This is a genomic window from Corynebacterium xerosis NBRC 16721 = ATCC 373, from assembly GCF_001552415.1.
GTDB lineage: Bacteria > Actinomycetota > Actinomycetes > Mycobacteriales > Mycobacteriaceae > Corynebacterium > Corynebacterium xerosis.
Genome location: NZ_BCRD01000010.1, coordinates 1 through 23,616, shown reverse-complemented (window position 1 = coordinate 23,616; position 23,616 = coordinate 1). Strand labels below are relative to the sequence as shown.

At 69.0% G+C, this 23,616-nt stretch carries 21 protein-coding genes; 13 read left to right on the top strand and 8 right to left on the bottom strand.

Annotated features, from left to right (window positions below; translation table 11 throughout):
• Nucleotides 1–105: 105 nt before the first annotated feature.
• On the bottom strand, nt 106–825 hold the full coding sequence (locus tag CX1_RS11675; protein ID WP_060925716.1) for an SdpI family protein: 720 nt from the start codon (nt 823–825) through the stop codon (nt 106–108).
• 73 nt (nt 826–898) lie between these two features.
• Between CX1_RS11675 and leuS the strand changes: the two genes are divergently transcribed.
• Nucleotides 899–3,904 carry a leucine--tRNA ligase gene (gene leuS, locus CX1_RS11670; protein ID WP_060925715.1) on the top strand — a complete coding sequence of 1,002 codons (3,006 nt, stop codon included), beginning with the start codon at nt 899–901 and terminating at the stop codon, nt 3,902–3,904.
• A gap of 248 nt (nt 3,905–4,152) precedes the next feature.
• Here the strand turns inward: leuS and CX1_RS11665 are convergent, their stop codons facing one another.
• The 5 genes from CX1_RS11665 to CX1_RS11645 form a co-directional block, all read right to left on the bottom strand.
• Nucleotides 4,153–4,503 carry a DUF2200 domain-containing protein gene (locus CX1_RS11665; protein ID WP_046649621.1) on the bottom strand — a complete coding sequence of 117 codons (351 nt, stop codon included), beginning with the start codon at nt 4,501–4,503 and terminating at the stop codon, nt 4,153–4,155.
• Between the two features lie 42 nt (nt 4,504–4,545).
• Complete coding sequence (locus CX1_RS11660) at nt 4,546–4,965, bottom strand: hypothetical protein (protein ID WP_046649645.1); 420 nt, start codon at nt 4,963–4,965, stop codon at nt 4,546–4,548.
• 147 nt (nt 4,966–5,112) lie between these two features.
• The gene (locus tag CX1_RS11655) at nt 5,113–6,024 is read right to left on the bottom strand and encodes a universal stress protein (RefSeq protein WP_046649620.1); all 912 of its coding nucleotides are present in this window, start codon (nt 6,022–6,024) and stop codon (nt 5,113–5,115) included.
• Nucleotides 6,025–6,121: 97 nt separating this feature from the next.
• The gene (locus CX1_RS11650) at nt 6,122–6,613 is read right to left on the bottom strand and encodes a MarR family winged helix-turn-helix transcriptional regulator (RefSeq protein WP_046649619.1); all 492 of its coding nucleotides are present in this window, start codon (nt 6,611–6,613) and stop codon (nt 6,122–6,124) included.
• A 307-nt stretch (nt 6,614–6,920) separates the two neighbouring features.
• Nucleotides 6,921–8,003, bottom strand: coding sequence for an inositol-3-phosphate synthase (locus CX1_RS11645; protein ID WP_046649618.1), 1,083 nt, complete (start codon nt 8,001–8,003; stop codon nt 6,921–6,923).
• Nucleotides 8,004–8,184: 181 nt separating this feature from the next.
• Between CX1_RS11645 and CX1_RS11640 the strand changes: the two genes are divergently transcribed.
• From CX1_RS11640 to trxA, 10 genes are all read left to right on the top strand, one after another.
• A complete protein-coding gene (locus CX1_RS11640; protein ID WP_046649617.1) occupies nt 8,185–8,556 on the top strand; it encodes a DUF5318 family protein in 372 nt (123 codons plus the stop codon).
• A gap of 308 nt (nt 8,557–8,864) precedes the next feature.
• A complete protein-coding gene (locus CX1_RS11635) occupies nt 8,865–11,000 on the top strand; it encodes a transglycosylase domain-containing protein (protein WP_432264160.1) in 2,136 nt (711 codons plus the stop codon).
• Nucleotides 11,001–11,132: 132 nt separating this feature from the next.
• Complete coding sequence (locus CX1_RS11630; protein WP_046649615.1) at nt 11,133–11,312, top strand: hypothetical protein; 180 nt, start codon at nt 11,133–11,135, stop codon at nt 11,310–11,312.
• A gap of 266 nt (nt 11,313–11,578) precedes the next feature.
• Entirely contained in the window at nt 11,579–11,866 is a 288-nt protein-coding gene (gene rpsF / locus CX1_RS11625; RefSeq protein ID WP_082719350.1) for a 30S ribosomal protein S6, read from the top strand.
• A gap of 100 nt (nt 11,867–11,966) precedes the next feature.
• Nucleotides 11,967–12,563, top strand: coding sequence for a single-stranded DNA-binding protein (locus tag CX1_RS11620; RefSeq protein ID WP_046649613.1), 597 nt, complete (start codon nt 11,967–11,969; stop codon nt 12,561–12,563).
• A gap of 61 nt (nt 12,564–12,624) precedes the next feature.
• Nucleotides 12,625–13,077 (top strand): 50S ribosomal protein L9, encoded by a 453-nt coding sequence (gene rplI / locus CX1_RS11615; protein WP_046649612.1) that lies wholly within the window; start codon nt 12,625–12,627, stop codon nt 13,075–13,077.
• Nucleotides 13,078–13,744: 667 nt separating this feature from the next.
• Complete coding sequence (dnaB, locus tag CX1_RS11610; RefSeq protein ID WP_371415606.1) at nt 13,745–15,277, top strand: replicative DNA helicase; 1,533 nt, start codon at nt 13,745–13,747, stop codon at nt 15,275–15,277.
• Nucleotides 15,278–15,440: 163 nt separating this feature from the next.
• Entirely contained in the window at nt 15,441–16,640 is a 1,200-nt protein-coding gene (locus CX1_RS11605; protein ID WP_082719348.1) for an acyltransferase family protein, read from the top strand.
• Complete coding sequence (locus CX1_RS11600; protein ID WP_060925714.1) at nt 16,637–17,488, top strand: fumarylacetoacetate hydrolase family protein; 852 nt, start codon at nt 16,637–16,639, stop codon at nt 17,486–17,488. Before CX1_RS11605 ends, CX1_RS11600 begins: the two co-directional genes overlap by 4 nt.
• 194 nt (nt 17,489–17,682) lie before the next feature.
• Entirely contained in the window at nt 17,683–18,090 is a 408-nt protein-coding gene (gene trxA / locus CX1_RS11595) for a thioredoxin (protein ID WP_046649643.1), read from the top strand.
• A gap of 55 nt (nt 18,091–18,145) precedes the next feature.
• On the opposite strand, the gene CX1_RS11590 is transcribed toward trxA, so the two are convergent.
• Nucleotides 18,146–19,321, bottom strand: coding sequence for a serine hydrolase (locus CX1_RS11590; RefSeq protein ID WP_169793221.1), 1,176 nt, complete (start codon nt 19,319–19,321; stop codon nt 18,146–18,148).
• A gap of 137 nt (nt 19,322–19,458) precedes the next feature.
• Between CX1_RS11590 and CX1_RS11585 the strand changes: the two genes are divergently transcribed.
• Nucleotides 19,459–20,319, top strand: coding sequence for a PspA/IM30 family protein (locus CX1_RS11585; protein WP_046649608.1), 861 nt, complete (start codon nt 19,459–19,461; stop codon nt 20,317–20,319).
• A 73-nt stretch (nt 20,320–20,392) separates the two neighbouring features.
• Here CX1_RS11585 and CX1_RS12860 read toward each other — a convergent pair whose 3' ends face one another.
• Nucleotides 20,393–22,003 (bottom strand): NYN domain-containing protein, encoded by a 1,611-nt coding sequence (locus CX1_RS12860; RefSeq protein ID WP_060925720.1) that lies wholly within the window; start codon nt 22,001–22,003, stop codon nt 20,393–20,395.
• Between the two features lie 150 nt (nt 22,004–22,153).
• Between CX1_RS12860 and CX1_RS11575 the strand changes: the two genes are divergently transcribed.
• Nucleotides 22,154–23,380 carry an MFS transporter gene (locus CX1_RS11575; RefSeq protein WP_060925719.1) on the top strand — a complete coding sequence of 409 codons (1,227 nt, stop codon included), beginning with the start codon at nt 22,154–22,156 and terminating at the stop codon, nt 23,378–23,380.
• Nucleotides 23,381–23,616: the final 236 nt, after the last annotated feature.

The following is a 23,616-nucleotide window of genomic DNA, read 5'->3' as shown; positions in this document are numbered from 1 at the left end:
CGCGTTAACCCACCCCGAATGAGCAAACCCACCCGGTATAGCGGGTGGGTCAAGCGATTCGGGGTGGGTTTGGCCGTTTTGCTTGGCGACGGCCCGGCGTCCCCGCTATTCGGCGTCGGTGGCGCGGGCGGCGCGGCGCATGGCGTCGCGGTCGACCTTGGCCGAGGCCGCGGAGCTCGCGGAACCGGCGGCGGTGCCGACACCGGTGCCGGTTCCGGTGCCGAAGGTGGCGTTGCCGTCCTCGCACATGCCGTTGAGGCTGCAGGATCCGCAGCCGCCGGTGACGCCGCAGTCGACGGAGGGGTCGCGGGGCGCGGTGGCGTCGCCGGCAGCGGCGGTGCCGGACGCGGCGCCGGACGAGCAGCACGCGGAGTCGGCGCCGGCGGGCGCGCCGGTGGTGTTCGTCTCGCAGGCCTCGGCCTCGGCGGATCCGCAGCCGCAGTCGGAGCCGCAGCCGGAGTCGGATTCGGCGGACTTCTTGGCGTCGTACAGCGCGATGGTGTGGGAACCGATGGCGCCGCCGACGCCCAGCATGGCCAGGCCCAGCAGCACGGCGACGGCGACCCACAGCCACATCCACCCGGACGCTTCCGGCTGGATGGCCACGAACGCCAAGGCGCCCGCGCCTGCGAAGGCCAGGGCGGACACGGCCCACGGCGGGCCGGCGACGCGGTGGGTGATGTCCCAGTTCTCCTTGGCCTTGCGCGCTTCGGGGGCGCGGATGCCCACGTAGGCGTTGCCCGGGAGCTTGGCGGACCACGCCATGCCCGCCACGACGGCGACGACGAGCGCCACGACCAGCAAAATCACCGGAATCACGATCATGGACTCCAGTTTAGGGCCATCAGGCGCCACCACGGCAATCGGCGCCGCTCCCCGCCCACTATGCTGTGTACCCATGACCAACAGCGGGAACACCGACATCAGCACCACCGGCGCCCAGGGCGCGGCCGACTCAGCCGACTCGGCCGCCGTTGCCGCCGCCAACGAGGCCGGCCACCGCTACACCCCGGCCGTCGCCGCCGAGGTGGAGGCGACGTGGCAGAAGCGCTGGACCGAGCGGGGCACCTTCCACGCCCCCAACCCGGTCGGCGATCTCGCGTCGGCCGATGGTGCGGCGCTGCCGGACGACAAGCTGTTCGTGCAGGACATGTTCCCCTACCCCTCGGGCGTGGGGCTGCACGTGGGCCACCCGCTGGGTTACATCGCCACGGACGTCTTCGCGCGTTTCCACCGGATGCGCGGCGCGAACGTGCTGCACACGCTGGGGTACGACGCCTTCGGTCTGCCCGCCGAGCAGTTCGCCGTCCAGACGGGCACGCACCCGCGCGTGACCACGGAGGCGAACATCGCCAACATGGAGCGCCAGCTCGGCCGCCTGGGCCTGGGTCACGACAAGCGCCGCGCCTTCGCCACCACGGACACGGATTACTACCGGTGGACGCAGTGGATCTTCCTGCGCATCTACAACTCCTGGTTCGACGAGCGCGACAACAGGGCGCATCCCATCGAAGAGCTCGTCGACGCCTACGCCTCCGGCGAGATCGCCCTGCCCGAGGAGTTCGCCGGCCGCACGTGGGCCGACCTCGACCGCGTGGAGCGCGAGCGCGCGCTGGAGGCCCGTCGCCTGGTGTACCGCTCCAACTCGATGGTCAACTGGTGCCCCGGCCTGGGCACGGTGCTGTCGAATGAGGAGGTCACGGCGGAGGGCCGTTCCGAGCGCGGCAACTTCCCGGTCTTCCGCAAGCGTCTGGGCCAGTGGATGATGCGCATCACCGCCTACTCCGATCGCCTGGTCGACGACCTCGAGCTACTGGATTGGCCCGAGAAGGTCAAGTCGATGCAGCGAAACTGGATCGGCCGCTCCCGTGGCGCGGAGGTCGTCTTCGAGGCCACCGCCGCCGACGGCTCCACCCGCCCGATCGAAGTCTTCACCACCCGCCCCGACACCCTGTTCGGCGCCTCCTACATGGTCCTGGCCCCCGAGCTGGACCTGGTCGACGAGCTCGTCGCCGACTCCTACCCCGAGGGCGTCGATCCCCGCTGGACGCTCGGCGAGGACTCCCCGGCGGACGCCGTCGCGGCCTACCGCCGCTCCATCGCCGCCAAGTCCGACCTGGAGCGCCAGGAGAACAAGGAGAAGACCGGCGTCTTCACCGGCGCTTACGCCACCAACCCGGTCTCCGGCGAGCAGGTCCCCGTCTTCATCGCGGACTACGTCCTCGCGGGCTACGGCACCGGCGCGATCATGGCCGTCCCCGGCCACGACGACCGCGACCACGAGTTCGCCACCGCCTTCGGCCTGCCCATCCGCGAGGTCGTCGCCCCCGCCGCTTCCGCGAAGGCGGTGGACGGCGAGGACGGCGGCGTCGCAAAGCAGGCGTTCACGGGCGAAGGCGAAGCCGTCAACTCCGCCAACGACCGCGGCCTGGACATCAACGGCCTGGGCCTGGCCGACGCGAAGGCCGCCACCATCGAGTGGCTGGAAAAGGAAGGCGCCGGCCGCGGCACCACCCAGTACAAGCTGCGCGACTGGCTCTTCGCCCGCCAGCGCTACTGGGGCGAGCCGTTCCCGGTCGTCTACGACGAGGACGGCGTGGCGCACCCGCTGCCCGAGTCGATGCTGCCCGTCGAGCTGCCGGAGGTCGAGGACTACAAGCCCGTCACCTTCGACCCCGACGACGCCGACACCGAGCCGCAGGCCCCGCTGGCCAAGGCCACCGACTGGGTCAACGTCGAGCTCGACCTCGGCGACGGCCCGAAGAAGTACCGCCGCGACACCAACGTCATGCCCAACTGGGCCGGCTCGTCCTGGTACCAGCTGCGCTACATCGACCCGAACAACGACGACGCGCTGTGCGACATCGACAACGAGCGTTACTGGACCGGCCCGCGCCCCGAGCTGCACGGCGCAGGTGACCCGGGCGGCGTCGACCTGTACGTCGGCGGCGTCGAGCACGCGGTGCTGCACCTGCTGTACTCGCGGTTCTGGCACAAGGTGCTGTTCGACCTCGGCCACGTCACGTCGAAGGAGCCGTACCGCCGCCTGTTCAACCAGGGCTACATCCAGGCGTACGCGTACACCGACGCCCGCGGCGTGTACCAGCCGGCGGAGGACGTCGTCGAGCGCGACGGCAAGTTCTTCATCCCGGGCGCCGGCGAGGGCGGCTCCGACCTGGAGGTTTTCCAGGAGTACGGCAAGATGGGCAAGTCGCTGAAGAACGCCGTCTCCCCCGACGACATCTGCGACAACTACGGCGCCGACACCCTGCGCGTCTACGAGATGGCCATGGGCCCGCTCGACACCTCCCGCCCGTGGGCGACGAAGGACCTGGTCGGCGCGCAGCGGTTCCTCCAGCGCGCGTGGCGCCTGGTGGTCGACGAGGCGACGGGTGGGCTGTCGGTCACCGATGGTTCGCTTTCCGACGACGACCTCAAGGCCCTCAACCGCACCGTCGACGGAGTGACGGGCGACTACGCCGCGCTGCGCGACAACACGGCGGTGGCGAAGCTGATCGAGTACGTCAACTACCTGACCAAGGCCTACGGTTCCGCCGACGGTGCGCCGCGTGCCGCGGTCGAGCCGCTGGTGCTGATGCTCGGCCCCGTGGCGCCGCACATCGCCGAGGAGCTGTGGTCGCGCCTGGGCAACGACGAGTCCCTGGCGCACGGCCCGTGGCCGGCGGTGGACGAGAAGTGGCTGGTCGACGACACCGTCGAGCTGCCGGTGCAGGTCAACGGCAAGGTGCGCTCGCGCGTGTCCGTCGCCGCCGACGCCTCTCGCGAGGACATCGAGGCCGTGGCGCTGGCCGACGAGAAGGTCGCCGCGTACACCGCCGAGGGCACCGTGGCCAAGGTCATCGTGGTGCCGGGCAAGATGGTCAACGTGGTGGTGAAGAAGTAGCTCGGGAAGCGGCGGGGTGCTCCCCCGCTTCTCTCCCCGGCTCTCCCTTTGCCTCTCTCCCGGGCGGACATTCGTGGGCCCTCCCCCGCTACCTCGTAGCTGCAGGTCAAGCGATTTTCATCCGTGATTGATTGTCTACGATTGGTCGGCGCCAATCATTGGTACATGCTCGCGGGTTGGATTTCGGTGCGGGCCACGCCAGCACGGAACCACGCCGGCGCGGGGTCGGCCGGCGACGCCCGTGGCGGTCAGGCGCGGAGGATCTTCTCCATCTTCTTGCCCTTCGCCAACTCGTCGACGAGTTTGTCCATCCACCGGATCTTCTGCATCAGCGGATCTTCGACGTCCTCCACACGCACGCCGCAGACCACTCCCGTGATCAGGTCGACGTTGGCGTTGAGGGACGGTGCCTCATCGAAGAAGCCGCGCATGTCGACCCCGGAGTCGACGGCGGCGCGGAGACCGGCCTCGTCGTAGCCCGTCAGCCACGTCAGCACCTCGTCGAGCTCGGCGACGGTGCGGCCCTTGCGCTCGACCTTGTTCACGTAGAGCGGGTAGATGCGGGCGAAGGGCATCCCGAAAATGCGGTGCTCGGTCATGGTTTCGCCTCCTTGCCGGGCGGACGGGAATCCACCGGCGGCTTACGGGGTACCGGCCTCGACGCCGAACATGGCGATCGAGAACGTCGACGTCATCCACGCCAGGGTCCACGGCATGAGCACCCAGCACATGGCCAGCCAGGGGCGCCAGTTGCCGAAGTTCTTCCAGCGCAGGTAGGTGATCCAGAAGCACCCCAGCGCGCCGAAGAGGCTGACGGCGCCGGGCACGAGCGGCAGCGCCAGCTCGGCCCAGCGCGAGCAGATGAACGCGTGGGTGCCGTCGTCGCAGTTCGGCCCACCCTGGACCGCGCTGATCACGCCGATGATGATCGCCGCCAGGAACGTGCCCCCGACGACCGCGCCGGCGTACTTCAGGGCCGGGCGCCACGAGTAGTTCTGCCGCTGGAGCCGATCCAGCGGATCATCGTCGTCGAAGTGGCCGGCATTCTGGTCGTCGCGCATGCCCACACCATACGCTGACCTCGATCCGGGCCAGTCGGGGCGATCGGGGCAGTAGGGCCAAACGGGCCAGTCGCGTCGATCGGGCCGATCGGGGCGGTCGGGTCGATCGGCGGGGGCACGCGCCACGGCGCGCCGATGGGCTCCGCCCTACGACGGCGTGATCAGCGTGGGCACGGGGCAGTGGCGGACGATCTGGTTCGTCGACGAGCCGATGAACACCCGGCCGAAATGCCCGAGCGTCGACGAACCGACGATGAGCAGGTCGCCCTTCTTCCACTTCAGCGCCCCCAGCGCATCCTCCCAACCGTGGCCGCTGCCGACGTCCGCCTCGACGTGGAGGTCCGGGTAGCGGGTGTGCGCGCGGTCGATGCCGCGGTCGATCAGCGCCAACGCCTGCTCGCGCCATTCGATCATCAGGTCCTCGGAGGAACCGAATCCATCCTCGGTGGGGTACATGGTGGCGCCGCGCGGCGTGAACGCCAGCAGTCGCAGCGGCACGTCCCACTTCATGGCCAGATCGGCCGCCCGCTTCAACGCGGTGTGGGACTGCGGCGTGTCGATGTAGGACACGTTGATCCTGGTCACGCCGTTCTTGGACAGGCGCCGCCCCCGCGGCGACAGGCCCAGCGCGATCGGCGAATAGTGCAGAAGCGCATCGGCAGTCGATCCGGCCCGGAACCGGCCGGTGGGCGTGTGGGCCTGGCTGCCGAGCAAAATCACGTCGGCGCCGAAGTCTTCGGCCATCTTCGTCAGGGCGGTCGCCTCGGAGGACGACTCCACGCTGACGAAGGGCTCGTCGTCAAGCATTCCCTTGCGGATCCCCGCGGCCTTCAATGCCGCGCGCGCGGACCGTTCGGAATTGCGGCCCTCGCGCATCACCCACGAATCGTTGTCCGACAGGCGGGCCAGCGACGTCAGCGGCCACCCGCGCGACAGCACGGTGGCCACGCGAATGCGGACCTCGCAGGTGCGGGCCAGCCACGCGGCGCAGTTCATCGCCTCCGCGCCGTTGCGGCCCGGGCGCCAAGCGATGAGGATGCGGAGCGGGCTATGCGGCATGCGGACCTCCTGGGAACCCGGCCGGGCGGGGGCGCGGGGTGGTTCGGCTCGATCGGCGCGCGCACGTGCGTGGCGCGCGGTCAAGCCTAGCGGTCGCCTATTCGGCGGTGGCCGCCCGGTCCTCGCCGTAGGTCTCGAGGATCCGCTTGAGCACCGGCACCAGCGCGGCGCCCATTTCGAGCTCCTCCGGGGCGAGCGCCGCGAACATGGCGGCCATCTGCTCGTCGCGCTCGGTGGAGACTCGGCGCAGCTCCGACAGGCCCTTTTCGGTCAGCTCGACGCGGACGCCGCGGCGGTCCTTGGTGTCGCGCACGCGCTCGACCATGCCGGCGTCCTCGAGGTGGTGGACGGCGTTGGAGGCGGTGGGCATGCGGATCGCCTCCGCCTGCGCCAGCTGGTTGATGCGGCACGGCCCGAGGGCGTCGAGCGTCATCATGATCGACAGCTGCGCGCGGCTGAGCTGCGACTCTTCGGAGCGGCGGCTGTAGAGCAGCTCCGCCCGGGTCAGCAGGGGTCGAATCTCCTTGGCCAGGTCCAGGGGCGTCATCGTCCCGGCCGCGGTGGTGGCGGCCTGATTGGTATCGGTCATGAGCGCAATGGTAGTCACATGTGGGCCGTCATTCCCAGTGCAAAATAGTCATGCACCACTAGTTATTATAAAAAACACAGACTATTCGCGGTTGGATCCACATTATGCCAGTTCAAACGCTTTACGACGTCGTGAAGGGGCCGTGATCCACGTCATTGCCGGGGGTGAAAACGACAGTAACCGTTACACCCCTGTAACGGGAGTAACGGTTACTTCGGATGCGGATTAAACCGGGCGATCCGGCGGGTCCGGCGGGTCCGACTGATCTGGCCGATCCGGCCGATCCGGCCGGTTGGGCCGCAGGCGACTACTCGCCGGAGATGAACTTCTCCAGCTCGGCGCGCGCCAGGTCGTCGCCCATCTGCTTCGGCGGGGACTTCATCAGGTACGCCGACGCCGGCAGGATCGGGCCGCCGATGCCGCGGTCCTTGGCGATCTTCGCGGCGCGCAGGGCGTCGATGATGATGCCGGCCGAGTTCGGGGAGTCCCAGACCTCGAGCTTGTACTCCAGGTTCAGCGGCACCTCGCCGAAGGCCTTGCCCTCGAGGCGCACGTACGCCCACTTGCGGTCGTCGAGCCAGTCGATCCAGTCCGACGGGCCGATGTGGACGTTGCGGTCGTCGATCAGGCCGGCCAGCGGGCCGGTCAGGTTCGAGGTGACGGCCTGGGTCTTGGAGATCTTCTTGGACTCCAGGCGCTCGCGCTCGAGCATGTTCTTGAAGTCCATGTTGCCGCCGACGTTGAGCTGCAGGGTGCGCTCCAGGCGCACGCCGCGATCCTCGAACAGCTTGGCCATCACGCGGTGGGTGATGGTCGCGCCGACCTGGGACTTGATGTCGTCGCCGACGATCGGGACGCCGGCGTCCTCGAACTTCTTGGCCCACTCGGGGTCGGAGGCGATGAAGACGGGAAGGGCGTTGACGAAGGCCACGCCGGCGTCGATGGCGCACTGGGCGTAGAACTTGTCGGCCTGCTCGGAGCCAACGGGGAGGTAGGACACCATGACGTCGACTTCGGCGTCCTTGAGGGCCTGGACCACGTCGACGGCCTCGCGGGCGGATTCGTCGATGGTCTCGGCGTAGTACTTGCCGATGCCGTCGAGGGTCGGGCCCCGCTGGACCTCGATTCCGAGGGTCGGCACGTCCGCGATCTTGATGGTGCAGTTCTCGGAGGCGTTGATCGCCTCGGAGAGATCCTTGCCCACCTTCTTGTCATCGACGTCGAACGCCGCGACGAACTCGATGTCGGAGACGTGGTAGTCGCCGAACTGAACGTGCATCAGGCCGGGGACGTCGTCACCCGCCTTCGCGTCACGGTAGAACTCCACGCCCTGGACGAGCGAAGAGGCGCAGTTGCCGACGCCGACGATTGCAACGCGAACGGAACTCATGAAATGCGGACTCCTTGATTCGACTTGCGGTGGGGGAGGAGGCTCGATGCTGAAGAGCCCGGTCCCAAGGTGCTGACGCTATACCCACTTGGGCCCGGGATCGCATTTGCGTTCCCGTGGGGGCGAAGGTGAACCGATAAAGCGGGGGTGCTCGCCCGGGGGTGCCTGTTACTGTGGGCGGGTGATCACGTGGCGCGATGAGGTCGACCACACGCTGCTCCGCAATGCGGAGCTGGCGCGCTGGCGGAACGGGGAGGTGCCCGCCGCGAAGCTGCGCGACGCCGACCCCAGGCTCGTCGCGGCGGCCAGATTCCACGGTGAACCGGCCGGCGCCACGTGCCCGCTTTGTCGCAATGGGGACCTCCGACTCGTATCCTGGGTTTTCGGAGAGAACCTGGGACATCGTTCGGGCACCGCGTGCGGTGCTTCCGAACTGGACCATCTGGTTGCCGAGCGTGGCCCGTGCACCGTGCAGACGGTGGAAGTTTGCCCCGAGTGCCGGTGGAATTTCCGGGTGCGCACCGCGACGGCGGAAGCCGCCGCGGCAGATTGAAGCATGAACCGATTTGGAGAGAGCCCGTGAGCAAGGATCCTCGAGACAACGCCAGCGGCCCCGGCGACCAGGGGTCGTCCGGCGGCGAATGGTGGGATGACGACGGCTCCGGCGACGCCGGTGCCCGCGAGGCCGGCGGCGCCCATCGCGCTTCCGGCGCATCGGCGGCATCGGCCGGTGCGGCCGGAGCCGCAGGCGCGTCCGGAGCCCGCGACGGTTACCCCGGCGGCGATTACGACGCCGCCGACGAGGAGTACGGCGCCGGGGACGACCTCGACGGCGACCTCGACGATGAGGTGGAGGAAGACGTGGAGGAAGGCGGCGGCAAGCGCCGCGGCATCTGGACGTGGTTGGCCGTGGCCGCCGTGCTCATCGTTCTGTTCCCCGTGGCGGTCTTCGGCATCGCCTACGTGGCGACCGACGTCCCGGAGCCCGAGGAACTGGCCAACGACCAGATCGCGGTGATCTACGACAACAGCGGCGAAAACGAGATCGCCCGCATCGTCCCGGAGGCGGGCAACCGCCGCGCGGTCGAGCTGGAAGAGGTCCCCTCGGTGGTGCGCAATGCCGTGCTCGCCGCGGAGGACCGCGAGTTCTACACGAACCCGGGCTTCTCGCTGAGCGGTTACGCGCGCGCCGCATGGGGCGTCATCACCGGCAACCCGTCCGCCGGCGGTGGCTCGACGATCACCCAGCAGTACGTGAAGAACGCCGTCGTCGGCAACGAGCGCACCATCACCCGCAAGGCCAAGGAACTGGTCATGTCCGCGAAGATGGCGCAGGAGTGGTCGAAGGACGACATCCTCGAGGCGTACCTGAACACCATCTACTTCGGCCGCAACGGCTACGGCATCGCCGCGGCCTCCGAGGCGTACTTCGGCAAGCCCGTCGGCGAGCTCACCGCCGCGGATGCGGCCGTCCTCGCCGCGTCGATCCAGCGCCCGTCGGCCCTGGATCCGTGGACGAACCGCCCGGAAGCGGAGCAGCGCTGGAACTACGTCCTCGACGGCATGGTCGACATGGGTGTGCTGACCGAGGCGGACCGCGCCGCCCAGGTGTACCCGGAGACGCTCGACCCGGCGCTGGTGCCGCAGCAGGCGCCCGAGCCCGGCCCGGCCGCGATGATCAAATCGCAGGTGCTCGCCGAGCTCGATCGTGAGGGGATCACCGAGCAGGAGGTCAACACGCTCGGCCTGCGGGTGACCACCACCATCGACTCGACCGCCCAGGAGGCCGCGCTGGATGCGGCGGAGAACTACTTGTTCTCCGACGACATGCGGGCCGCCATCGTTTCGGTGGAGCCGAAGACGGGCGCCGTGCGCGCCTACTACGGCGGCGAGGATCCCAATGGCTGGGACTACGCCAACTCCGGCTTGCAAACCGGTTCGACGTTCAAGATCTTCACCCTGGCCGCCGCACTCGACCAGGACATCCCGCTGTCCGCCCAGTATTCGTCCGCGCCGGTGCAGTCCGGCAACGTGACCATGTACAACGCCGGCGGCGCGTCGTGCGGCGTGTGCCCGATCTCCGAGGCGCTCAAGCAGTCGCTGAACACGCCGTTCATCCGTCTGCAGCGCGATCTGAAGAACGGCCCCACCGACACCGCGACCATGGCCCACAAGCTCGGCGTCGCCGAGTCCATCCCGGGAATCGAGCGCACGCTGCTCGAGGAAAACGGCGAGGCCCTCGACGGCATCGCGCTGGGCCAGTACCAGACCCGCCCGCTGGACATGGCGGTCGGCCTGGCCACGCTGGCCAACGACGGCGTGTACCAGCAGACGCACTTCGTCGAGAAGGTGGAGACCGCCAACGGCGAAGTCCTCTTCGAGCGCGAGAACGGCGACGGCGAGCGCCGCGTGTCCGAGGGCGTCGCCACCAACACCATCGACGCGATGAAGCCCATCGCCTCGTACAACAACAAGGCGCTGGCCGGCGGCCGTCAGTCCGCGGCCAAGACGGGCACCACGCAGCTCGGCGACACCGGCCTGAACAAGGACGCCTGGATGATCGGCGCCACCCCGCAGCTGTCCACCGCCGTGTGGGTCGGCAACGTCGACGGTTCCGCCCTGTACAACGCGTACGGCGGGGTCATGTACGGCGCGAACACTCCGGCGGACCTGTGGAAGTACACCATGGACAACGCCCTGGTGAACGAGGACTGGGAGACCTTCACCTCCCCGACGGCCGTCGGCGGAGTCGCCGGCGCCCCGGCCTGGTCCGGCAACGTCGCCCCGGCCGCCCCCGCCCAGGAGGTGACGCCGGAGACCACCGAGGAACAGCCCGCGGAGGAGGCGCCCCCGGCGATCCCCGAACTCCCGGCACCGCCACCCGGCGGCGGCGGTGGAATCGGTGATCTGCTCCCTTTCCCGGCCCCTGGTGACGGAGGCGGACAGGAACCGGGCGGTGGCGGCGGCGAGCAGCCGGCCCCCGCGCCCGCGAACTGATCCCCGCTGTACCGAGCCACACCCGCGGGGGCCGGAGTACTTCCGGCCCCCGCACCGTCCGAAAGGGGAGCGATCCCCGGCCGCGGAACCCATCCACCACGACCCCCAGGAACGGCGAGTCAATTGAGCCCGATGCTGATCCTCACGATGGCGAGCGTCTTCGTGGGTTTCCTCCTCTTCGGCGGAGCCTTCTACGGCTTCATGTACAAGTGGCCCCAGCGCCGCGTGTGGGCGCTCGCCATCGGCGCCCTCGTCATGGCGACGATCGTCCCGGTGATCATCGCCCTGTTCCACGCGGCCACGGGCGAGTGACGCCGGTCCGTCGCAAAGCATGCGGCCCGTGACCGGCCCACCAACCTGAACGACCCGCCCGGCCCACCGCGCGAGCCCCGCACATGAAGGATTATGTGCGGGGCTTTCGCATGGGCTACTCTGGCCGGGTTGCCTGACGCAACGACCCTCCTGCCACGCGGAGGTCGGGGCGCGGACCCGGCGGACAGACCCGCCGCGCGAGCCCCCGTCGAACGCTCCCCGTGGCCGAAACACGAAAAACTAGACCATAGGAGGTGATGAGGTCCGTGCGTCACTACGAAGTCATGATCATCCTCGATCCGTCGCTGGATGAACGCACCGTCGGCCCGTCCCTGGAGAAGTACCTCGACATCGTTCGCCAGGAAAAGGGCGACGTCGAGAAGGTGGACATCTGGGGCAAGCGCCACCTGGCGTACCCCATCGAGAAGAAGGACGAGGGCATCTACGTGGTCCTCGACCTGAAGTGCGAGCCGGCCGCCGTGCTGGAGCTCGACCGTCGTCTCAACCTGAACGACTCCATCCTGCGCACCAAGGTGCTGCGGGGCGATCGCTAGTTTTCCCGCGGGACCCTTCGGGGACCCGTACGGGACCGTAGGATGGCGGGCGTAAACAGCCCGACACCGACACATCGCCCAAACCGAACAGGAGCGAACCATGGCACAGGGAGACACCCCCATCACGCTGATCGGCAACGTCGTCGCCGATCCCGAGCTGCGCTACACCCCGTCGGGTGCCGCGGTGGCGAACTTCCGCGTGGCGTCCACGCCGCGCGTGTTCAACCGCGAGTCGAACCAGTGGGAGGACGGGGACGCATTGTTCCTGACCTGCAACATCTGGCGCGAAGCGGCGGAGAACGTGATGGAGTCCCTGAGCAAGGGCATGCGCGTCATCGTGCAGGGCCGCTTGCGCCAGCGGAGCTACGACACCCGCGAGGGTGAGCGCCGCACGGTGTACGAGATCGAGGTCGACGAAGTCGGCCCGTCCCTCAAGTTCGCTTCGGCCCAGGTCACCCGCAACCCCCGCTCCGGCGGTCAGGGTGGCGGCGGCGGCCAGGGCTTCGGCGGCGGCAACCAGGGCGGACGCGGCTTCGGCGGCGGAAGCCAGGGTGGCGGCCAGAACCAGGGCAATTTCGGCGGCCAGGGCGGACGCGGAGGAAACCAGGGCTTCGGCGGCGGACAGCCGACCGAGGACCCGTGGAACTCCGCTCCCCAGTCCGGCGATTTCGGTGGCGGCGACGAGCCGCCGTTCTAGATCCGGTCCCAGCGATCACACCTAATCCGACGTTAGAAATATCCAGCGAAAGGCAGGGATCATGAAGCTGATCCTCACCGCCGCCGTCGACAAGCTCGGTGTCCCGGGAGACATCGTCGAGGTCAAGGCCGGCTATGGACGTAACTACCTGCTTCCCCGCGGTATGGCCATCGTGGCCACCCGTGGTGCTGAGAAGCAGATCGAGGGCATTCGCCGTGCCCAGGAGGCCCGTGAGATCCGGGACCTCGACCACGCTCGCGAGGTCAAGGCCAAGCTCGACGCGCTCGAGAACGTTTCCGTCGCCGTGAAGGCGTCGGAGACGGGCAAGCTGTTCGGTTCGGTCACGGCCGGCGACGTCGCGGACGCGGTCCGCAAGGCGTCCGGCCAGGCCATCGACAAGCGTTCCGTGGAGCTCTCGGCCGGCCAGATCAAGGCCACCGGCAAGCACACCGTTGACATCGCGCTGCACCCGCAGATCACCGCGCATGTTTCCGTGGAGGTCGTCGCCGCGTAATTCGCGGCTCATGACGGCGGCCGGATTTCCGGCCCATCGACAACAGCGCACCCCGGCCCCTCCCGTTCATTCGGGCAGGGGCCGGAGGTGTGTCCGGGGGTCGTTGCCGTGTGCCCGGGGGTTCTTGCTTTGCGACGGCCCGGTGTTCGCGTGCTTGGCGCGGGATCCATTTTCGGCGGGGTTCCGCAACTCTTGAGGCGGCGTTGAATCAATGGGGGGGACGGGCGATGGCGCCCGGTTGACGGGGTTGTGGAAAAACTGTTGGGGCGTTTCCCCAGGACACCACCGTCAGCTGGCGCGGAAAGCGAACGCGAGATGAAGTTCGGGCTTCGTCGCCGGCCCCCGGAGCGATGGCCGAAATCACCCCCGAACGGGCCAGGAAGGTCGGAAGAGTGGCGTGACCTGCATGTTCGCAGGTTCATGCAGGTCGTGGTGTTTGCGGCTCCGATGTCATGCCGGAACGGTCCACACCGTGGCCTGGGGATTCATGATCCGTTCACATTCCGTCCCCAGGGTTATCCACAAAGGCTGTGGATAACTCTGTGGGAAGGATCGCATGAAGTGAGTTTTCGAACAGCGGAAACGGGTGTCCGATCCGGGGCGCGGGGTAGCCTGTGGCGGAGCCGGAGGACAGCGATGAAGGGTGCACGAAGAGATGGGTGAACCGATGGGGCAACCGCGGGGTTCCGCAGATGATGGGGCGTATTCGGCGTCGTACGACGACGTGCCTCCGCCCCCGGAGTCCGAGGATTTTGGGGCAGGCCAGGGGTCGGCCGGTCCGTCGTCGAGCTCCGGCGGTTCCGGGGGCTTCGGCCGCGGCCGCCGCGGCAACGGCGATCGGGACCGCGGCGAGCGCGCCACGCGCGGCGTGGACTTCGGCCGGCAGCCGCCGCACAACATCGAGGCGGAGCAGGGCGTCCTCGGCGGCATGCTGCTGAGCCCCACGGTCATCGCCGACGTGTACGAGCTGCTCAAGCCGGAGGACTTCTACCGTCCGGCGCATCAGGCGATCTACGAGGCGATCCTGCACCTTTACGGCGAGGCCGACGAGGTCGATCCGATTCTGGTGGCGGGCCGGCTGGATCGCATGGGCGATCTGGAGCGCATCGGCGGCGCGCCGTACCTGCACACCCTGGTCGCCATGGTGCCCACTGCGGCGAACGCCCACTACTACGCCAAGATCGTGGCCGAGAAGGCGACCATCCGCCGTCTGGTGGAGGCGGGCACGCAGATCGTGCAGCTCGGGTACGCGGGTGCGGAGGACTCGGAGCCGGAGGTGCTGGTCGACCAGGCGCAGCAGATCGTCTTCGGCGTCGGCCGCGATTCCGAGAAGGCCGACTACTCCTCGATGTCCGAGCTGATGGACCCGGCGCTGGAGGAGATCGACCTGATCAGCCAGCAGGGTGGCCTGGCGCAGGGCGTGCCCACCGGTTTCCACCGTCTCGACGAGTTGACCAATGGCCTCCACGGCGGCCAGATGATCATCATCGCCGCGCGCCCCGGCGTGGGTAAGTCGACCATCGCCCTGGACTTCATGCGGTCGGCGTCGATCACCCACGGCAAGGCGTCGGTGATCTTCTCGCTGGAAATGTCGAAGATCGAGATCATGATGCGCCTGTTGTCGGCGGAGACCGAGATCGACCTGTCCAAGCTGCGCTCCGGAAACATGGAGCCGGGGGACTGGAACAAGCTCGTCGAGCGCACCGAGCAGATCCGCGAGGCACCGCTGTTCATCGACGACTCACCGAACCTGACCATGATGGAGATCCGCGCCAAGGCGCGGCAGCTGAAGCAGAAGCACGATCTCGAGTTGATCGTGCTGGACTACCTGCAGCTGATGTCGTCGGGCAAGCGAGTCGAGTCCCGCCAGCAGGAGGTGTCGGAGTTCTCCCGCCAGCTGAAGCTGCTGGCCAAGGAACTCGACGTGCCGTTGATCGCCATTTCGCAGCTGAACCGTGGCCCGGAAGCCCGCACGGACAAGAAGCCTCAGGTGGCGGACCTCCGCGAATCCGGTTCGCTGGAGCAGGACGCGGACATGGTCATGCTGCTGTATCGGCCCGATTCACAGGAGGTCGAGCACGAGCGCGCCGGCGAGTCCGACATCATCCTGGCCAAGCACCGTGGCGGCCCGATCGGCACCGTGACGGTGGCCAATCAGCTGCGCTACTCGCGCTTCGTCAACATGGCGCACGAGCAGTAGGAGGGGCGCCGGAGGTTCCCGAACCAGGGGTGTTCCCGCTCACGTTTCTTCCCATGCCTGGTCAGGGTGGGTAAACTCCCTTATCCGCGACAACGGGAGCAATTTCCGCGTGCCCGCGCGACCCCGAACGGGTGCGCCGCACGCGGTTGAATCGGAGGAATCTTTGGCGGGAACGGTGGCGGCCACGGCGACGGACGCGACCCCGAAGGCTCGGGGCCGCGTCGATTGGGTCGATTCCGCGAAGGGGTTGTGCATCCTCCTCGTGGTGCTCGGCCACGCCATCACGGAGCTGAACAACCACGGTTACTCCACCGGCATCTGGGACGACGTGAACTTCATGCTCGGCCCGATCCGCATGCCGTTGTTCTTCCTGCTGTCCGGCCTTTTCGCCGCCAAGGCCCTGTCCGAGTCATGGCACCGCCTGGCCAACCGCCGAATCTGGGTGATGGTCTGGCTGTACGTGCTGTGGGTGCCGCTGCGCGATCTGGTGCTGGCGCTGCTGCCCGGGTCGCACGTCACCGAGACCGGCTTCATCGCCGCGCCCCGCATCTTCGACTCCGCCAACTGGGGCCCGTTGCTCTACAACTCGCTGCACGCTCTGGTGGAGCCGACGTCGTACCTGTGGTTCCTGTGGGCGCTGGCGTTGTTCGCCATCCTGACCAAGGCCACCCGCCACGTCCCCCCGATCGTGCAGATCGCCGTGGCCGCGGCCGTCAACGTGTTCGCCCCGTTCGCGGCGGTGAGCTGGTCGTGGGATTTCGTGTCCAAGATGTACGTCTTCTACGTCCTGGGCATCTACGGCGCCCCGTACATTTTCCGCATGGTGGCGCGGCGCCCCATCGGATTCCTGGCGGCGTCCGTCGGCGCCTATGCGGCGGTGGCGGGCTGGATCCTGCTGACGTTCCCGTCCTTCAATGCCGGCAACCAGGGCTTCGTCCGCCTGTTCCTGTCGCTGGCGGGCGTGTTCGCGGCGGTCAACATCATGGCCATGCTGCAGGGCACGCCGGTGGTGAAGCCGTTCGAGAAGATCGGCCGCCGCACCCTGCCGGTGTTCCTCATGCACATCCCGATCCTGTCGATGATCGCGATCGTCGCGGACCAGTTCCTCGACGCGGACCCGGGTCTGCCGTGGCAGCCGGTCATCGCCACCGCCATCGCGGCGGCGCTGTGCCTGGGCCTGTACCGCCTGATCCTGCGCGCCGGCGGCGGGTGGCTGTTCAAGCGCGCCGACTGGTTCGTCCGCTTGACGACGCCCACCTCCGCCCCGGCCACCCCGGGGCCCGTGGTGGCCCCGCGGACCGTCGAGGCGGGACGGGGCAATGCCGTGGCGGTACGCCGCGACCACGAGGGGGAGCGGCGATGAAGCTGGCGACGCTGCGCATCGACGGCGGCACCAGGGCGGCGGTGCTGGGCAACGGTTCCGCGGTGCTCCTGGACGCCTCCTGCGTCGGCGATCTGATCGCCGCGGAGGGTTGGCGCGCCGGCGTCGACGCGGTCCTCGGCGACCACGGCGGCGACGCCGACCCGGACCGCCTGGTCCCCGAATCCGAGTGGGCGCTGGCGCCGCTGATCCCGCGCCCGGGGAAGATCTTCTGCGTCGGGCTCAACTACGCCGCGCACATCGACGAGATGGGCCACGACCGCCCGGACGTGCCCACGCTGTTCGCCAAGTTCGCCGATGCCCTGGCCGGCCCCCGCGACGACCTCATGGTCCACGCCGACGCCGCAGGGGCCCTCGACTACGAAGGCGAGCTTGCGGTGGTGATCGGCGAGACGACGTACCGCGTCGACGAGGACGAGGCAGCGCGCCGCATCGCGGGCTACGCCATCCTCGACGACTTCACGCAGCGCGACGCCCAGTACGCGACCCAGCAGTGGCTCCAGGGCAAGACGCTGCAGCGGACGTCCGCGTTCGGCCCGTGGCTGGCCACGCCGGACGAGTTCGACGCGGTCACCGCCCGCGTGCGCACGTGGATCGACGGAGAGCTGCGCCAGGACGCGCCCATCGCCGACCTGGTGTTCCCGCCCGCCGCCCTCGTCGCCTACGTGTCGCGCTTCGTGCAGCTCAATCCCGGCGACGTCATTTCCACGGGGACCCCCGCCGGAGTCGGCCATGGGATGGACCCCAAGACGTACCTGCGCGACGGGCAGGAAATCCGCGTGGCCATCGATGGCCTGGGGGAACAGCGCAACATTCTGCGCATCCGGTAGCGTCCGGGGCAGGCGGCCGCCGGTCGCCGCCGCCGTGCCGGGCACCCAGGGCGGGTGCGTGCCGGCCGGGACGTCGTGAAGCGAACGCCCGCGGGGAATACCCGCAGGGGTGTGCGCGTTGTTCGGGGCGTGCCGGGAAGCGGCACTTCGCGGGGGCATGCCCCGCGACCCCGATGAATCTTAGGAGCCCGTTCATGGCCACGATCGACGTCACCAACGAGACCTTCGCCCAGACGATCCAGGACAACGACATCGTGCTCGTCGACGCCTGGGCCGAGTGGTGCGGCCCGTGCCGCCAGTTCGCCCCGATCTTCGAGCAGGTGTCGGAGCAGCACTCGGACGTCGCGTTCGCGAAGCTCGACACCGACGCCAACCAGGAGATTTCGGCCGCCCTGGGCATCCAGTCGATCCCGACCCTGTTCCTGTTCCGCGAGGGCATCCTGCTGTTCCAGCAGGCCGGCGTGATGCCGCCGCAGGCTCTCGAGGATCTGCTGCGCCAGGCCCGCGAGCTGGACATGGCCGACGTGCGCCGCCAGATCGAGGAGCAGATGGCCGCCGACGAGGCCGCCCGCGGCGACGACGCCGCCGCCCCGCAGCAGTAGCCTGCGTCGGCAGCTGGTGGCTGGCGGCTGACCGCCGGCCGTCACGAGTCAATCGTTACGCGTCGTTGCGGCGCATCTGCCAGCCGAGGCCGAAGCCCGCGGCGGTCGCCGCCAGCAGGGCCAGAACCCACGGGGTGGCGGAGCCGCCGGCATCGGCGTCCGCCGCGGTGACCGAACCCGCCTGGCGGATCGCCTCGTCGCCGCGTTCCTCCACCGACGCGCCGCCTTCCGGGAAGACGTGCGCGATCGACGCCGTGAAGTCCGCCGGCGACACGTGGCGGGTCAGCACCGCCATGACGTACCGGTCGTCCTCGCCGAAGAAACCGGCCGACGTGCGGATCTTCGGGTCCACCCAGCCGCCCTTGACCCCGATGAACTCGTCGGGCAGCGCGGCGCGCAGGCCGATGTTCTGGTCCGCGTTGCCGTAGGAGTACCGCGGCAGCGAATACATCAGCTGCACCAGGTAGCGGGTCTCCACCTCGGACATGCCGCCGTCGCGCTCGAGCATCCCCTCGAAGAACGTGACCATGTCGGCGGCCGATGCCTGCGTCGAACCCCAGTCGGAGTTCGGGATGGTCGTGTCGCCGAGCCCGTAGCGTTCCTTGACGCTGTCGATGACCTTCGTGCCGCCGTAGTTGCGCCACAGGGCGTTGGTGGCGTCGTTGTCGGAGTAGCGGATCATGTCGTCGCGAAGCATCGCGTCGACGTTGCCTTCCACGGGCATGTCGCCCTCGCCGGCCTCGATCTCGCCCTTGCGCCCGGGCCGTTCGTAATTGGTGTAGCCGACGACCTCGGCGATGAACACCTTGGACAGGCTGGCCAGCGCGAACGGGTCCTGGCACTGGTCGTTGCAGACGATTTCGCCGGTCTCGCGGTCGAGGAACGCCATGCCGATCAGGCCGCCCTTGTCGGTGATGGTCTCCGTCGCCTCGTCCATGCGCGCCCGGATCTCGCGGCCGACGTCGGTGGTCGGCTCGGGGATCGCCGGCTCGTCGGTGGACTCGTCAGCGGCCTTGTCGGTCGTCTTGTCGGTGGCGGGCTTTTCGTCCGGGGTCTTCTCGTCGGTGTCCTTCTCGTCGGACGTCTTCTTTTCCGCGGCGGCGGCCGTTGGGAGAGCGAAAGGCGCGTCGGAGGCCTGCGTCGGCACGGCGGCGGGCGCGGCGGCGAGGAAAAGCGCCGCGCAAGCGGACGCGGCGGCAATGCGCCGGCCCGGGAACCGGGGGTTGAACATGAATCGTGACATTACATCGACCGTGCACCGGTTTCGTCCGCAGGCCGGTGCTATTCCGGTCACTGCTTCGTCGCCCGGCCAGGTGCGTCGCGTTTACGTAGAATTCGAAGTCGACGAACCGAAAGGAGCCCCGCGACATGGCGAATCCGTTCAGCAAGGGCTGGAAGTACATGATGTCCTCGTTCGACAAGAAGATCGACGACAACGCAGACCCCAAGGTGCAGATCCACCAGGCGGCGGAGGCCGCGCGCGAACAGCACCGGCAGATCCAGGAGCAGGCGGCCGCGGTGATCGGCAACCGCAACCAGCTGGAGATGTCGTTGTCGCGGCTGCAGAAGGAGCGCGACAAGCTGACCGCGAACACCCGCGCCGCCGTGCAGCAGGCCGACGCCGCCCGCGCCGCCGGGGACGCCGCGAAGGCGCAGGAGCTCGAGCACACCGCCGAGATCTTCGCCTCGCAGCTGGTCAGCATCGAGACCGAGATCGATCAGACCACCGAGATGCACGGCCAGGCGGTGCGCGCGGCGGAGGAGGCGCAGCAGCAGGCGAAGCGGTCGCAGGTGGAGTACGAGCAGATCAAGACGCAGATCCGCGAGCTGGAGTCGCAGGCCGACCAGGCGAAGATGCAGGAGACCACGTCGCGGACCCTCGATGGGCTGCAGGGCGCCGCCTCGAACCCCAACGTGCCGACCCTCGATGGCGTGCGCGAGAAGATCGAGTCCCGGTACGCCAACGCGCTCGGCGCCCAGGAGCTGGCCGCCAACTCGCACACCGGCCGCATGGCCGAGATCGAGGCGTCCGGAGCCGACGCCCGCGCCGACGCGCGTCTCGCCGAGATTCGCGCGCAGATGGCGGCGGAGTCCGGCGGCAACGAGCTGGGCAAGGGCTCGGCGGGCGAGCTCGAGGCCGGCGACGACGCCGCGGCCGACGTCGACGATGCGGACGTCACCCTGGAGGAGCCCGGCGACGCCGGAACGAAGGGCAAGCCGGGGGTCTAGGACCGTCGGATGCGCCGACGCCCGCCTGCCCCGGTTGGGGCGGGCGGGCGTTTTCGCTTGTCGACGACGCCGATCAGTCGAGCGTGGCGGCGCCTCCGTTGCGGCGGTTGAGCAGCACGCCGCGGATGCCGGCGTGGAAGCCGTCGCGCAGATTCACGCGCTGGCCGTCGGTGAGCGTGTACTCGTGGAGGGTCTCGCACGCGAACTGCAGCAGCGGCCGGTCGATTTCCGGGGGCAGGCCGCCGCCGGAGAGCAGGTGGGCCTCGTCGCGCTGGCGATCGGACGCGGCGGACTCGTACCACCACAGCGCGTACTGCTGGCCCACGTCGAACGGCGACTGGAATCCCGCCGAGGCCCACACCTCGTTGGGCAGCGGCACGTACCGGGAACGCAGCTTGCGGCGCGGCGCCATCATCGACGGGTTCGGCCGGGGGCCGGGCTTCGCGGGGGAGCCGGACTCTGCACCGGACTCTGCGCCGGATGCGGCACCGGACTCGGGGCCGGGGCCGAACTCGGCCTCCGCGACCGCGCCGGAAACGACCCCGGATGCGTCGCCGGATGCCGGCCCCGAACGCTCCGGCTCTTTCGGGGCGGCGCCGGCCTCCGGTTCCGCCGCCTTCGCGTCGCCGGGTTTGCCCGGCTTCTCCGGCTCCTCGGCGGACTCGGCGGACTCGGCACGCTCGGGCTGCGCCGGCTCCGCAGGATTCGCGGTGGCCCCGGCCGACTCGGGCTGCTGCTTCGCGGCGGCCCCGGCCTGCTCGTGCGCCTTCGCCGCCGCAGCGGCAACCGCGGCGATGGCCTCCGCCGGATCCATGGGGGCGGGCTTGGCGGCACCGTCCCCGGCCACGCCGGCGCGCTGGGCGGCGGCATGCTCGGCCTGCGCGGGGATCTCCCGCGCGCCGGCCTTCGCGGCGGCCTCGGTCTCGGCGACCTTCGGCGCATCCGCCTTTGCGGTCGGCGTCGCGGCGTCGGCCTCCGGGCATTCCTCCGCCGAATCCGAATCGGCGGCGGACGGGCCGTCGTCAAGCTTGGTTCCCGGAGGCGACACCCGGGTATCGGGCACCTTCGTGGCACCCGGTTCCTCGGGGGGCTCGACGTCGCCGAGCGGCTTGTCGCGCACGATCGGCGGCAGCGGCCCCTCCAGCACGTTGAGCTGCATGGACTCCGCGAAATCCTCGCGCGGATCGAGGATCGTGGTCGAATCGCAGGCATGCCGCAGCGCCGACGACATCGAATCCCAGCCGAAGCCGTACAAATGCACGCGCACGCCGGAGTTCGACGCCTCCGCCACGCCCGGCAGCATGTCGGCGTCGCCGGACACCAGGACCATGTCGGAGGCCTGGCCCCGCACGCCGGCGATCACCATGTCGGCGACCAGGCGCGTATCCACCGCCTTCTGCGTGCGGCGATCACCCCATTCGATGAGCTGCCCCGCACGCAGCTGCACGCCGTCGATGGTGCGCAAGGAACGTTGATAACGGTGCGGCCCCGACTCCGGGATGCCGTCGTACCAGAACTGCCGCTGCACCGGCTGCCCCAGCTGCTGCGTGATCATGCGGTCGAGAACATGCACCACCTCTCTGAGATCGATTTCCAATTGCCCGCGGGCGCCGGTCTCCCACGAGTTGTAAAAGCTCGCGAGCAGGTAAGACGTGTCGACGTACACCAATGTGCGTTCAAGCATGGGCTCCTTCAATCCGTTCATTGCTAACTAATGTCAGATTCGTTCACGTCCCAGGATGCATGAAAACGGGCGACCGGTGGCCGGATTGCCCGACGGGTACCGTTGATCGCGGTCGGATGGGTTGACGGCGGCGGGAAGGTGGCGGACCGGGTGAAACGGTGGTTCGCGATGCTCGTGGCGGTGACCGTCGTGGGGCAGGCCGTGTTCAACGGCGGGCGGGTGCTGCTGAGCTACCGCGTGCTGGGTTTCGGCGGCGACGCGGTGACCGTCGGCGTGTTCACCGCGGCGTTTTCGTTGGTGCCATTGTTGATCGCGTTGCGCGCCGGGCGGCTGGTCGATGACGGGCACGCGCCGGCGGTGATGCGCGCCGGGCTCATCGCCACCGTCGCCGCGACCGCGGTGATGGCGTGGTCCGGGGGATTGGCCGTGCTGTTGGCGGGGTACGTCGCGCTGGGTTTCGCGCACATGACCACGCTGATCGCCGCGCAGGGGATGGTGTCGCGGCTGCGGGGCACCACGACGGGCCTGGATTCGCTGTTCGCCTACTTCACGCTGGGCATTTCGGTGGGGCAGTTGCTGGGCATCGTGTTCTCCGGATGGATCGCCGCAGGTGGGCAGGGTGATGGCGGCGTGGACACGACCCCGGCGCTGCTGTGGCTGACGGCCCTGGGGGCGTGCGCGCTGGTGGGCGGGTGGCCCATCGCCTCTGCTTTCCGACGGCTCGTGCCCGACGCCGAGCGGCCCGGCGGCGTGGCGCCGGCGCATCTGCCGGTGTCGCGGATGCTGGTGCTGCCCGGGATGCCGGCCGCGATGGGTGCGTCGATCTCCGTGATCGTGGCCATCGATTTGCTGACCGCCTACATGCCGGTGCTCGGCGAAGAGATGGGCTTGTCCGTCGGCGAGGTGACGGTGATCCTCGCGGCGCGGTCCGGCCTGGCCGTGGTGTCGCGCGCGTTGATGCCGTGGGCGCTGGCGCGGGTGGACCGCGACCGGGTGCTGGTGGCGATGATCGCCGCCGGGGCGGTGCCGTTGCTGGTCACGCCGATGTTGGGGGAGGCGTGGATGTTGGCGGTGGCCACCGGCATCTGCGGTTTCGCGTGGGGGTTCGTCATGCCGATGACCATGACATGGGTGTCGTCGCTGGTGCCCGACACGGATAAGGCGATCGCGTTGTCCGTGCGATTGATGGGCAATCGTCTGGCGCAGGTCGCGTTGCCGGCCGCCGCCGGTGCCCTTGCGGCGAGTGCGGGAGTGGCGACGGTGTTCGTCATCTCCGGTGCCGTGCTCGGTGCTTCGGCCGTGGCGGCGGGAAAGTCGTTGGGTGGGGGCGCGCGGGGCGAAGGTAGCGGGGAACTGGGGCGCAGTAGGGCCCGATGATCGGCGGATGACTGCCGGAGGCACGTGACACTGGGCGTGCTTTCCGTGGGTTGACGTGGCGTTTTGCGTTGTTCTCGGCGGCGTGTGTAATGTTCTGGGAGTCAGCGAGGCCGACGCCGCAAGGCGACACGGAAGCTGGCGCTGGGGGAAGACCTGAAACGATCCGGTCGAAGCCGTTTGCGCGGTTGAAATCGGATGTGCTAAGTTCTTCTCTTGCTGCTTGAAGCGGCCGGGAG